Consider the following 13797-nt stretch of genomic DNA (forward strand, 5'->3'; position numbering starts at 1 on the left):
TACAACTTTATGCTTCTTTGTTTTTTCGTTGTTTTGCCTCAGCCATTGCAATTTCTTTCAACCAGTCAGCTAATAGCGGCTTTGTTTTCACCGTATCTAATAGCGCTCGTTCGTGTTTAGTTAACCGTACAACGACAACTTCTGTTTTCATGTTAGACATAGTCAGGTCCTCTTTTAAAGTTAGAATACTGACATAAAACACTGGCGGAACGGTCTGACTTACGGTTTTTTACACCAATTTAGTGTTAATTTACATGGCATACCCATGTGCTTTCTTTTGGTGGGTGATATATGAGTGGGAAGCGAAAAATGGCTGGGCAGTTAAAGCATTACGTAACACTAACTTTGTTAAGCCAAAATTTAGATACAAAAAAACCACCTCAAGGTGGTTAAATGTTAAACTTAAAGAGTAACCTCAATTAAGTTTAGATGGTGCCCAGGGCGGGACTTGAACCCGCACAGCCTAAAGGCCGAGGGATTTTAAATCCCTTGTGTCTACCGATTTCACCACCTGGGCCAAATTGTCTTTCTTACAACATCTAGGTAAATTACTCATTTACCCACTAATCAATATACTGTGGTAGACAATATATATTGACCAGTTATAACTTAAAATAAAACACACCATTAAGGCTTGTTTACTTCAAGATGGTGCCCAGGGCGGGACTTGAACCCGCACAGCCTAAAGGCCGAGGGATTTTAAATCCCTTGTGTCTACCGATTTCACCACCTGGGCTAAATTTGGAGGCGCGTCCCGGAGTCGAACCGAGCTACACGGATTTGCAATCCGGTGCATAACCGCTTTGCTAACGCGCCTTATCCTAATTTCTTGCGAAATTTGGAGCGGGAAACGAGACTCGAACTCGCGACCCCGACCTTGGCAAGGTCGTGCTCTACCAACTGAGCTATTCCCGCTTAAAGCTTTACTTTTCAGCTTATGCTTTTCAAACTGGCTGATTTACTTATTTATTTTGGTAAACCATGTTGCCGTTCGATGCGATGCATTCTACTGATTTCACCTTTCGAGTCAATACAATTATTGAAATAATTGGATCGTTCGCTGTTTTTTCAATCATTTCGATCACGCTTCGCTCAAATCAGCCCAAGCAGCCTTTAAATATTGGAACATTGACCAAAATGTTAAGATAGCCGCGATGTACATTAATGCAATTGAAAGGTTTTCAATTAATGGCGTTGGACGCCACAATAGCCCCACTAGTGACATCATTTGTGCTGTCGTCTTAAATTTACCAATCCAAGAAACAGCCACACTGCTACGTTTACCAATTTCAGCCATCCATTCGCGTAAAGAAGAGATGATAATTTCACGAGCAATCATCGTTGCGGCAGGTAAAGTCACATACCAGACATCATAGCTTTCCGTGACTAATACTAATGCCGTAGCAACCATAACCTTATCAGCGACAGGGTCTAAAAACGCACCAAACTTGGTGGTTTGCTTCCATAGCCTTGCTAAAAAGCCATCAAACCAGTCAGTAACCGCCGCGATGACAAAAATAAGCGCGCATGCGAAAGGCCCCCAACTGACAGGGAGATAAAAAGCTAATACAAAGAATGGTATTAGGATGACGCGAAATAATGTCAGCCACGTTGGTATGTTTAATTTCATCACGCTCACTAACTTTTTGACCAAGTTGGATATTATGAATATGTTGCCCTAAGACACTCACTGTTTCAATGCATTATAGATCTTTTCTGCTAGTGCGTATGAGATCGAGGGCACTTTTGCGATTTCTTCTATACTTGCATTACGTAATGGCTGCAAGCCACCCATATATTTTAATAACATCTGTCGGCGTTTCGGCCCAACACCTTCAATCGATTCTAGTGCACTGGTATTCTTTACTTTTGCCCGTCGCTGGCGATGCCCTGTAATTGCATGATTATGTGACTCATCACGAATATGTTGGATCACATGTAATGCTGGCGAATCCGGAGGTAATACAAACCCTTCCCCTTCCGGTTTTAAAAATAATGTTTCCAGTCCTGCTTTACGGTCGGTACCTTTAGCCACCCCGATTAATAACGGGTGGTTTTTATCCCAATCCACCTCAAGTGAAGCAAAAACATCTTTGGCTTGCCCAAGTTGCCCCTTTCCGCCATCAATAAAAATGATATCCGGTACTTTACTTTCATCAATATGTTTACCATACCGACGGGTCAACACTTGATGCATTGCGGCATAATCATCCCCAGGCGTGATCCCAGTAATATTATAACGCCGATATTCTGATTTCACTGGCCCTGTTTTATCAAACACAACGCAAGAAGCGACCGTTTGCTCCCCCATGGTATGAGAGATATCAAAACATTCCATTCGGTTGATCGACGTTAAGTTAACAACTTTCCCAAGTGAATCCAGACGTTGCTGTATTGTTGAGTGTTGAGCTAACCGTGTAGAAAGCGCTATTGATGCATTCGTACGTGCTAATTTCAAATAACGCGCTCTTGCTCCACGTGGTTGGCTTTGAATATTAATTTTTCGCCCTGCTAGTTCAGACAATGATTGTGCTAATAGGTCTTTTTCTGTTAATGCGAAATCAAGCAGAATTTCACCTGGCAAGGTTCGATTTTCGCTGCCTTGTAGATAAAATTGCCCTAAAAATGTTTGGACGACCTCTTCAAGTTGAGTATCTGTTGGCACTTTAGGAAAATAGCTTCGGCTGCCAAGCACTTTACCTTGGCGGATAAAAAGAACATGAACACAAGCCAAACCCGATTCAAAAGAAACGCCGATGACATCAAGGTCATCACTATCACCAGAAACATATTGCTCTTCCGTCACTGCGCGCACTGCTTGAATTTGATCTCGAAAACGAGCAGCCTCTTCAAAACGCAATGCTTGGCTGGCTTGTTCCATTCGTTCAACTAACCCAGCTAGAACTTGTTTATCTTTGCCCGTTAAAAATAGGCGTACATAATCAACTTGTTGCTGATAATCTTCATCAGACACTAACCCTTTTACACAAGGGCCTAAGCAGCGACCAATTTGATATTGCAAACACGGCCTTGAGCGGTTTTTATAAACACTGTCCTCACATTGGCGAATAGGGAACAGTTTCTGCATTAAGGCTAATGTTTCCCTAACCGCGTAAGAACTTGGGAAGGGGCCAAAGTACTCCCCTTTCGCATGTTTAGCGCCTCGATGCATTGAAATACGCGGGTGGGCTTCTTTGCTTAAAAAAAGATAAGGATATGACTTATCGTCTCGTAGCAACACGTTATAACGAGGTTGGTATAATTTAATATAGTTATGTTCAAGGAGTAATGCTTCCGTTTCAGTATGGGTCACAGTGACATCAATAGAAGCAATATGCTTAACGAGCTGCTCTGTTTTACGGCTGCCCACATTTTCACGGAAGTAGCTTGATAAGCGTTTTTTAAGATCTTTCGCTTTACCAACATAGATAACAGTGCCCCCAGTGTCATACATTCGATAAACACCCGGTTGATTCGTTACTGTTTTTAAGAACGCTTTTGACTCGAACTGTTCTGCCACTCGGATAAACCCTGTTTTGCTGTAATTAAACCATAACCAATAGCTATATGTGTTAATTCTACATCACTACCGATATTAAGTTTACTAAACATTCTATATCGATAAGTATTTACTGTTTTTGGGCTTAGAGATAGAGCCTCCGCCACGACCTTAATCGGCATACCTTTGGTGATCATCAACATGATTTCGAGTTCACGTCCCGATAATAAATCACATAAATCTTTCTGGTGACTATAATCTAACCGGTGCAGAGCAAGGTCTTGGGCTATATCTGGAGAAATAATTCGGCGCTTTACATTAACCACCCGTATCGCCTCTATCAGGTCTTCTTCTGTGACATGAACACTCAACAAACCAAAAATACCTATATCTAATGCTTTTAAAAAAAGGCATAATTATTTCTTACATTATAAATAATTATCCCAACATCTGGTTGAGTTCGTCGAAGTGTTTGTAATGTTTTCAATGAATCATATTGTAATTTAACACTACTGATTAAAATAATATTCGCTTTTTGGTTTCGATTCCATGTAATCACTTGCTGAATAGATGGAAATGAAGCGATAGTTTTGTAACGTGAATGCCGAGAAAATATAGCTTCAAAACCGCGAATAGTAATATTATTATCATCAATGATTATAATATTAATCAATTACTCCCCCTGTGTTTATTTAGAGATAACAGTTAGAATAATAAATTAAATAGTTACAAAGTCATATATTCTTTTTCATTTATCTCATTTTAAAGTTAAAAAAACTATAACTACAAAGTATTCACCAAGTAAATAATATTAACTATTCAATAAAAAAGGCCACTTTATAACATGGCCTTTTACGCATAATATCAATACTAAACTATTTTTGCCCAACTAAACGGCAAATAGTCTCTGATACCAAATAACTTTTCTCAAAAGAACTCACAGGTAAAAATTCAAAACAGGAGTGGAAATTGAGTGCCCCTGTGAAATAGTTTGGTGTTAAGATGCCTCGAGCCGATAAAGCAGAGCCATCAGTCCCTCCACGCATAGGGATTACATTTGCTTCAACACCTTGAATTTTCAGTGCATCAAAAATCAAATCGATAGCAGTACGGTCATCCCCTAGAGAATCACTTATATTGCTATAAACATCATCAATTCTAAATTCAATTTTAGCTTTAGGGTGACGGGCTCGGATCAACTCAATACTTTGTTCAATAAAACGCTTACGCGCTTCGTAGCTATTGCGATCAAAATCACGAATAGCCATTTTGATTTTTGCGTTATCGGGGTTTGCTACTAAATCTGTCACATAGAAATACCCTTCGCGCTGTTCCGTATGTTCCGGTGTATCAAAACGATCAAAACAGCCAATAAAATCATGCGCAACACGAATAGGGTTTAATAATACATTCTTAGCTGACATAGGATGCGCAGTAATACCTTTAATTGATACCTCAATAGAGGCCGCATTAAAGGTTTCAAAAACAACTTCACCTAATGCACAACAATCAATAGTGTAAGCAAAATCTACCTGAAAACGGGATAAATCCATGATTTTCGAACCACGTAAACCGATTTCTTCATCAGGTACAAACGCGACATAAATATCCCCGCAATCAAAATCAGCATGTTGCAGTTTATTCATTAATTCCATCACAACGGTAATCGCTGCTTTGTTATCTGCACCAAGTACACTGGTTCCATCACTGAAAATAATATTTTCACCTACATAAGGTGCCGCTTCAGGATGCTCTGCCGTTTTGAACCAGATATTTTCATTGGCATTTAAACATAAGTCTTTCCCCTCATATTTTAATGTCTGTGGTTTAATCACGGGTGATAAGCCAACATCAACGGTATCTAAATGGGTGACGAAGCCGATTTTTGGCGCAGTAGGCTTATTGCCTGGTCGCATCGCATATAATATGGCGTGCTCATCAATATAAATATCTTTTAAGCCGTAACTTTCAAGTTCTTCCGCTAACAGTTTAGCTAATTCACGCTGCCCTTCTGTACTTGGTACAATAGTACTTGCTGCATCACTTTGGCTTTCAATTGCGAGGTAGCGATAAAAACGCTGCTCTAATTGTTTACCTAACTCATTCATTTTATATTCCTTAACTTTTTTATATCTACCCGACATATCAAGTATGTCGGGTATTAAGCCCGCTTATTGTGCAGGGTGCCATGTATAACCACTGTCAAAACCGATTGGGATATCGAATGCCCAGAAAAGATATAACGTACTCGTCAGAATAATTAATAACCCGATGGTAAATGGGATCATCATAGAGCACAACGTCCCTATCCCTGCATTTTTATAGTATTTCTGGCAATACATCAGTATCAAAGGATAGAAAGGGAACATCGGTGTGCTTACGTTCATCGCTGAATCACTCACACGGAACGCAGCTTGAGTTAATTCTGGCGAAATTCCTACTGCCATAAGCATTGGTACTAATACTGGCGCCATAATTGCCCATTTAGATGTCGCTGATGTGATCATGATATTTAATATCGCGGTCAACAAAATAACACCAAAAACAGTCATGCCAGAAGGCATATCTAATGTCCGCAATAATTCAGCACCTGATAGTGCTAATAATGTACCTAAATTAGAATGCTGAAATGAATATAGGAATTGAGCGGCAAAAAAAGCAAAAACAATAAATGGGATCAATGATTTAGTAATGTTTTCCATTGCCTTAACGACATCTCTTGTTGATGTAAAAGATTTCGTCATATACCCATAAACAATCCCTGGTAACGCAAAGAAAATGAATAACAATGGCACAACGATTTGCATGATCGGGGCTTTTGGGCTGGTTAAACTGCCATCAGGGCCACGTAATGGAGAAGAATCTGGCCATAACAACGCAAATAAGCCAATACCTAAAGCAATCAGAACTAACCCTGAAATACGAAAAGCACGATGTTCAACTGCGGTAATCATCCCTAATTTTTTCTCAGAGTCAGTATCAACATCGCTTGAAGTAATCGGGCAATTTTTATTTAACCAAGGCTCAACAATTTTTTCAGTAATAAACCAACAGGTGAAAATAACACCAAATGTTCCACCCAAACTAAAAAAATAGTTACATAGCACATTAACGCTATAACCGGGGGCCAACATTTGTGCGGCATCCTGCGTAAAACTCTGCATAATTGGGTCAATAATAGAAGGCGTATAACTTGCAGTAAATCCACCAGCTAACCCCGCAAAGGCTGCTGCAATACCAGCTAATGGATGACGTCCACTGGCATAGAACATCATAGCAGCAACTGGCATTAGAATGACATAAGCAGAATCAGAGGCAATGTGAGAAACAATACCCACAAAGACCACGGTTGGAGTCAACATTCTTGGGGAAATAAACGATAGCATTTTTTTCAATGCCGTATTAATAAACCCACTACTTTCTGCAATGCCAATACCTAGTGTGGCAACAATTGTTATACCAAGCGGAGGGAAATTAATGAAGTTTTTAACTGCCGCTGTAATAAATAGTATTATTTCCTCATACTGAAACATATTAACAATAGAGATTTTATCTTTTGATATTGGGTGGTAATAATTGAAATCTACAAATGAAAGTAGATAAGATAAAAACCAACATATAATAAGGGCATAAACGAACAGCATGGTAACATCTGGCATAACATTACCGATCCGTTCGACACGGTTTAAAAACCCTTTTTTCTTAGAGAGTGTATTAGTTGTCATATTTACAAGTTACTTATGTTATTAGAATTGGGACTTTATAACAGTAAATAACCTATATTCAAAAGTAAAACACTTTCGTTATTAGTTTTTATAGGATAAACCAGATAAATTCAATTTCATTAATAACATTTAAGTTTATTAGTTTTTATCTAATTTACCGTATCTTAAATTTTATTAATTTATAGTATGACATCCAATATATATTGCTTAAGTATCCACCAGAATCATCTATAGACAAAAAAGAAATCAAATCTACTCTTTTTTGCCTATGGATAAATTAGCTTAATTAATATTACTCTCGTTTTAGTTTTTCAGTGTTTGCAATAAAAAGGGCAATGACAAGAACCAGAATTGCACCAGCATGCAATAAAGTTGTCATTGGGTCACTATGATCGACAATGATAAGGCGAATGATTGCCGTTATACCGATATAGATAAAATACCTTAGTGGGAAGTGATAACCTGACATAAAATACTTGATTATTAAGGCAATAAACTCAAAATACAGAAAATATATGACAATGCCTTCTAATAATTCATACGCTGTTGCCCCATTGGTACTTCCAAACATCAATGAAGCCATCGTAACGGTTTCTTTTGCTAAAAAGAAAACAAGCACCGCGGCTAATGCTATCAAACCAAGGTTTAATATCCACTGCAGTACCCACGCGATATTGCTAGCGTGACGCATTCCTTTCATACTGTTCATTTATTTTCCCTCAAAACAACCTGCGGATGATTTCAATAATGCAATGCCCGACGACTAATGAGCAATATTTAAACTAACTTGCCGAGGCGAGCCCATGCCCTTAATTATAAATCAAATTTAATGCACACGCATAACATACAAATTAAATTTAACAAAAGAAATAGAAAACAAAATACGAAATGAGGCTTTTTGCCCTGTTGTTTATAGCATATAGTTTAATCCATAAGCTGTGCAACTTAATCCGATACCCCTCCCATTAGTTTTATGATGTCTTGCTCTGTAAGCATAGGGGTTTTTTCAACGAAATTATAATACTTTGGCTTACTTTCAATATAAATCTGCATACTCATTTGCGCATTTTTACTTTCTTCGAATAAAGCTGCGGACACATAATAAGTGGATGGGGAAATTAAGTGATAAAAAAGATGGGTACCGCAATGTTTACAAAATGCTCTTTCTCCCCAAGACGATGAAGCGAATACCGTTATTGCCTCCTTTCCTTCGATAGTTAAATTACTTCCCCCATCAATGCTGAAACCCGGGCCCCCGTTCCATTTTTGACACATACCACAATGACAAACACTAATTTGATCAACAGACTTAGACACGCTGATTGTTACAGCACCGCATAAACATAAACCCTTATACATGTTTTATCCTCATACTGATTGAGATTGTTTTTTTCGTTATCAATACGGATTTTAGTGATTAGTTATCTTTAAAAACATCATAGATACTTATTTAACTCATATTTCAAACTGCCGTCCAGTAAATCGTTTATCATTCGTGATGCTACGCAACTGGGCACTATCTAACTCTTTAGTTTCACGTTCTGACTCAATATCAGCTTCGTTTTGAGTGATATTTAACACACTGTATTCATAAGCCGTTGTCTTATGTAATGCTAACTCCGTTAATACTGTGTTATCTGCTGCCTGAGCGAATATTGAAGTCCCCGTAAAAAAAATGATTGCAACAAATAGACGTGTTAGTAATGATTTTTTCATAATTCATCCTCCCTTTAACCACAGTTTTAGCGCAAATGCTTGTCAACGAATACAGATTTTAAGTAATTGTTCTCATGATAAGGTAAAGGGATGTCAGGTTTATTTTATTTAAATTTTATTAGCAAAAAGGGAGCAAAAGCTCCCCCTTTAAGTTAGTGAACAAAAAACTATTTAGAGTTCATCATTATTGGTTTTATTTGTCGAATTCACTTCTTTTAAAAGGTACCAGCAGAAGTACAATAACGCGAGTATCCCTAAAAATAATAAGACCCATAACGAAACTGTTATCCAATTAGAGGTATCATCGACTTGTTTGGCTACGGTTAACCTTTCAGCACCACCGAGCTCAATCACTTCATTATTAGGATATAACTGGGGATAATGCGACATTAACTCGTCAACACTATAAGCCTGCCCAACTAGTTGGTTATATGTTAATTTATCAAGCTCTGCTTGCTTATTCCCCCACACTAGCAAGTAAGGTGCAGCGCCTTGTAAATTAACGATAAGATTATACCCATCACGCTTACCGATAAGCCGCGGCGGCTGATCTTCCCAACTACCTTTAAGTGCAGATACTCTAACTTTATTAACCATTTCCCCATAAAGATTGATGCTTGGATTACTGACTAGTTCCCCATCTATTGTTTGGTTATAAGCAACAAGATTAGCTAATGGTTTCCAAACATCCCCTTTATCTGATGAATATTCAACCTTTAATGGAATAACTCGATTTGATTGCTGTAAATGAATTTGCAATTCACCTAATGGTTGGGTCGTGGGTAATTGATATATAATATGGTCTTTTGAAACCCCATCATTTGTCATTTCAAAATTGAATATTTCTTGTCGGCGAGTTGAGTTCAGTGTGTTAGATAGCGCCTTGACCTTCACTAACTCAGGTAGCGTTACATCTGGCGCACTGACAATAACGGCCATTAGATATGGCGCGCTTAGCGCTTTAGAATTGCCATTTAACAACTCAATATTATTACTCGCAATTGTTTCTGAATTTAATTTCAAATTCATGATAGGTTGATTAGTTGCGATATTTAACCATTTTTCTTTATCATCACTTGCAAAAACAAAGACTTTTCCTTGCCACTCTTCCTCCGTTTTTGCCCACTCCAATGTTAATTTTTGAACTGGCGTATTTTGGGCTTGGCTTTGATCTCGCGTTAATAAATAAGCATGATAAGCAGCATTATCTTTTAGTTGTATATTTGGTAATTCAATACGATCGACTTTACCTGGTACCGTCTCAACAAGCAGATGCTGCTTTTCTCTACGGATGTCCTCACGAGAATTTACATTATCCAGTTGAGTCACTAAGCGCTGAGGAGCAAATGAGACTTTATTGCTAGAAATAGACTTTTCAGCATCATAAAAAAGTACAGAAGGTATTTCATCCCCCGTACCATTAAATACCCGAACATCTTGCAATGTATTTGGATATGCTGAATTTATATAAGCACTTGTAGGAACTTCTAACCAATAAAATGGCTCTGATGTATCTGGAATATCAATTTCCATCCCTTGGTAAAAACTATAAGGCGTATTTTCTTTCGGTGTTCCAGCATTAAGGTAGCTAGAAAACAATGATGACAACAAGAAGACAGCAAATAGCCCTCCTAGCCTTTTACTTTTTATTTGTCTCATGATTGCGTCTCCTGTTCGACTTTCTCTTTTATATCCTTTGGCGGTAATGGTGAAAAATACCCAACAATTAATATCAATAATGCAACACCGATAAAGGAGATAGCGCGAGATATCCCCCCTTGTCCATGAATATCCACTAAGAATAATTTAGCGATAACACATGCGAAAATACTGGCCCCCATAAACCACCAGATACGACTTTTTTTCATCGCTGCAATAACAATGCAAAGCAATGCAGCAAGCGCCCAGCTAATGGATAAAACAGTTTGAATCAAACGAGAATCATAAAGCACCGCATAATTCCAACTTAGCCCAGCAAAATCAGCTACTGCGCGAATTAAAATACCGTTAAACCAAAATGCTGATAATAGAATAATTGAGACCAATAAACCTCGGATTATCCAATAATCTACCTCTGTAGCCTTACGTATTTTTTGCACAAAACCTTTTTGCATCAGAATAAGGGCAGCAATACTGAATAAGCCCGCCTCATCTAATGGATTAATTAATGGAATATAATTCCAGAATGTTAATTTGCCATCTTCTAAATTAGCGTAAGCAGATAATATAATTAACCCGATAGCAACAGGAAGCATCCAATACCAATACATTAACCCATTACGTTTCATTGGTGGCATTTTATTTTGCTGTAACCAATACAGGGCTAAGATAGTTAAGGTTATCGCCATCACATAAATAAAATAGCCCATCTCATGCATACCCCAAGGTAAAATAGAGACAAACCAATTTACTTGGGTCAAAATAAATACAAGGATTAACCACAAGTTAGCGCCATGGAGGGTCCATTGCATCCATTGATTACGAAGTTTATACGCATGAATAACAAACAAAATTGAGCTACCGAGTATCACCGCCCATATTAATGAGTTTTCCCCGCGCCCCATTGGGTTTTTATCATATAAGAAATCTAAACCAAGGTAATAGTAACCAGCAACCCATAAAATTGATTGGCAAAATAACAAAGGTATCCAGTTAATTCGAATAGCATATAGACGCCATAACCAGACGGAGATCACCACTAACACTAATATTATAAAGCCTTCAGACTCCCGACTCCACGATAAAATATCAGTAAATAGTGGTAACCAGCAGAGCCATGTAAGCAAACCTAAAAATAAAAAACCATAACTAAATAGGGCAAAGTTACTGTTTTCTTTGCGGCGAATATGAAATAACCCACCAGCACCAAAACAAGCTACCAATAATAATGGCACCATATAAGTACTGCTTCGGCTCCAATATACATAAGGGTAGTCCATTAGTAACGTAATCGCACTGATTACAATTAATAATGAACCAACCGTAGCCATTTTTTTCTGCCCCTGTTGTAAACCAAGCCAGAGTAGTAATAACCCTTCTAATGACCAAACAATTGATGTCCATTCAAGTGTCAATGCCAATGGGATAGCCAGTGTTACAAAACCTGCACCAATAAGAATATTTGCTAAAGCCATATTCTTACCGACCTCTTTATAGCGCTTATGTACCTGCAACCCAGCAACCAAGTACAATAAACCAATTAACAGAGAAATAAATGCAGGCAATAAACCTACATCATCCGCAATAAAGAATTGAAGGGCAATACTGATTAATGGCGGTACAAACAACAATGTATTATCAACAATTAATTGCTTGTCGTGCTCAAAGCGGAGTGAAAATAATTGTGTTAACGCATTAAATACTACTAAATTAGCAATGATAAATAATTGACAGGAGATGTAATAATCAGATTGGTAATTGCTCAAACCCCATAAAATAGCGACACCATAGGTCATCACCATACCAACTAAATTCAGAGGGCGCCAAGCTTGCCATACACTAATAATTAAAATCCCAATCGACAACATTAGGTAATAAGAAAACAAAATTACATGGCTACCCCCTCCCGTCGAAAGTAAAACAGGAGCCAAATAACCACCAAGAGAAGCAAGAATAGCCAAGCTAATCGTACGTTGTAATAATGCTAAGGCAATACTCGCTGCACAAATCAACAACATAAACACAAATGCCATGCTATAAGGCAACATGGTATATAACTTAAAGGCAGCAAAAATGGTGATATATAAACAGCCTACCCCTCCACCTTGAAGGATAAGCCCAAATAATGGTTTCTTATTACGTAATCGCCAGCCAATTCCTAGTAAAACTAAACAACCTACCGCGCTAAAAATTAAGCGTATTTGGGGGGAAATAATCTCATTTTGCACACTGTAATTTAATAAATACGCGACCCCTAGGAATAATAATAGTATCCCTATTTTGGCAACTGGGTTCCCTTTTAGTAACCAACTAAAGAAATGCCCAAATATAGACTCATTATTTCCCGTCGTTTTTTGATTAAATTGACCCTGAGTAGATGTATCTACTTCCTGATCATTAAAACGATTTGGTTTAGTCGCTTTATTAAACCGATTTGGGTCCACCCCGCTACGTGCTTGAGAGCCTACAATTGCTGATTGCGTATATGCCGGCACTGGAATGGTTGGGTTTGTAGAATCAGCTGCTTTTTCAGATTGCTGATATGCAGTATCGCCGGATAAGGGTTTAAATGATGGTTCAGGCTCACTTACTGGACTAGATTGGATTGGTACGTTTGTAACTACCTGTTCTAGCTCATCTGTTACCCCAAAAATGCCTTGTTGGTCATCAGACGAACTGGCAACATTTTTCGAAGGCGTAATATTCGATTGCTGATATTGGCCTAAACGAGTTTCTAGAGAGAAAACTTTCTGGTTTAATTCAGAAATTTGGTACTGCATACGGCCCGTTCGGCTGATTGCTATGATAGCCAATATTGGTGCTAACACAAGCAAACATACTAATACGACTCCTACTAGTATCCAAGTATCCACAAATAGGTTTCCTCAAAATAAATTTCACAATCTAAAATACAGCTAGAATAGGGTTTTGTGATCACCGCTAGTGTAGATAGCATTGATTATCTTGCCAACTCAATGTAATAAACTGTTACAAAATAACCTTTATACTACGTATTTAGTTGAAAAAATACGCTTCCTACCCTTTCAATCTCAGTTACTAATACCCCCATTGAAAATTTTAGTAACTAAGAAAATCCTTAATCATCATTTAATGATGATTTGACATATTAAATTAACACTTACCTATTTATTTTTAGTTCCTCTAATTATAATTAGAGTTGCTCTGAATAACAAAATT

General features: G+C 37.9%; 12 protein-coding genes and 4 tRNA genes. All 16 read right to left on the bottom strand.

All coding sequences use genetic code 11. The features are described 5' to 3' along the window. Positions 1-7: 7 nt before the first annotated feature. Positions 8-160, bottom strand: a complete 153-nt coding sequence (locus tag ABE954_RS13290; RefSeq protein WP_042844161.1) for a hypothetical protein — start codon at positions 158-160, stop codon at positions 8-10. A gap of 270 nt (positions 161-430) precedes the next feature. After that, positions 431-517: transfer RNA gene (locus tag ABE954_RS13295), tRNA-Leu, on the bottom strand. A 132-nt stretch (positions 518-649) separates the two neighbouring features. Further along, positions 650-736: transfer RNA gene (locus ABE954_RS13300), tRNA-Leu, on the bottom strand. A gap of 6 nt (positions 737-742) precedes the next feature. Next, a tRNA-Cys gene (locus ABE954_RS13305) sits at positions 743-816 on the bottom strand. Positions 817-839: 23 nt separating this feature from the next. After that, positions 840-915 (bottom strand) — tRNA-Gly (locus tag ABE954_RS13310). Positions 916-1081: 166 nt separating this feature from the next. Continuing rightward, positions 1082-1630 (bottom strand): CDP-diacylglycerol--glycerol-3-phosphate 3-phosphatidyltransferase, encoded by a 549-nt coding sequence (pgsA, locus tag ABE954_RS13315; protein ID WP_042844162.1) that lies wholly within the window; start codon positions 1628-1630, stop codon positions 1082-1084. A 57-nt stretch (positions 1631-1687) separates the two neighbouring features. Further along, on the bottom strand, positions 1688-3520 hold the full coding sequence (uvrC, locus tag ABE954_RS13320; RefSeq protein WP_042844163.1) for an excinuclease ABC subunit UvrC: 1833 nt from the start codon (positions 3518-3520) through the stop codon (positions 1688-1690). Beyond that, positions 3487-3873 carry a LuxR C-terminal-related transcriptional regulator gene (locus ABE954_RS13325; RefSeq protein ID WP_274921883.1) on the bottom strand — a complete coding sequence of 129 codons (387 nt, stop codon included), beginning with the start codon at positions 3871-3873 and terminating at the stop codon, positions 3487-3489. Before ABE954_RS13325 ends, uvrC begins: the two co-directional genes overlap by 34 nt. A gap of 26 nt (positions 3874-3899) precedes the next feature. Beyond that, on the bottom strand, positions 3900-4172 hold the full coding sequence (locus tag ABE954_RS13330; protein ID WP_274921884.1) for a hypothetical protein: 273 nt from the start codon (positions 4170-4172) through the stop codon (positions 3900-3902). Between the two features lie 202 nt (positions 4173-4374). After that, entirely contained in the window at positions 4375-5607 is a 1233-nt protein-coding gene (pepT, locus tag ABE954_RS13335) for a peptidase T (protein ID WP_042844165.1), read from the bottom strand. 63 nt (positions 5608-5670) lie between these two features. Next, entirely contained in the window at positions 5671-7224 is a 1554-nt protein-coding gene (locus tag ABE954_RS13340; protein ID WP_042844166.1) for an AbgT family transporter, read from the bottom strand. Between the two features lie 292 nt (positions 7225-7516). After that, a complete protein-coding gene (psiE, locus tag ABE954_RS13345) occupies positions 7517-7924 on the bottom strand; it encodes a phosphate-starvation-inducible protein PsiE (protein WP_370661220.1) in 408 nt (135 codons plus the stop codon). Positions 7925-8169: 245 nt separating this feature from the next. Beyond that, positions 8170-8583: a GFA family protein gene (locus tag ABE954_RS13350; RefSeq protein WP_042844168.1), complete on the bottom strand. Its 414-nt coding sequence runs from the start codon at positions 8581-8583 to the stop codon at positions 8170-8172. A gap of 96 nt (positions 8584-8679) precedes the next feature. Further along, on the bottom strand, positions 8680-8940 hold the full coding sequence (locus ABE954_RS13355; RefSeq protein WP_042844169.1) for a hypothetical protein: 261 nt from the start codon (positions 8938-8940) through the stop codon (positions 8680-8682). Between the two features lie 171 nt (positions 8941-9111). Further along, positions 9112-10599: a DUF3999 family protein gene (locus ABE954_RS13360; RefSeq protein ID WP_042844170.1), complete on the bottom strand. Its 1488-nt coding sequence runs from the start codon at positions 10597-10599 to the stop codon at positions 9112-9114. After that, on the bottom strand, positions 10596-13472 hold the full coding sequence (locus ABE954_RS13365) for a DUF2339 domain-containing protein (RefSeq protein WP_210787276.1): 2877 nt from the start codon (positions 13470-13472) through the stop codon (positions 10596-10598). Before ABE954_RS13365 ends, ABE954_RS13360 begins: the two co-directional genes overlap by 4 nt. Positions 13473-13797 lie beyond the last annotated feature (325 nt).

The organism is Providencia sp. TYF-12, assembly GCF_041344805.1.
Lineage (GTDB): Bacteria > Pseudomonadota > Gammaproteobacteria > Enterobacterales > Enterobacteriaceae > Providencia > Providencia huashanensis.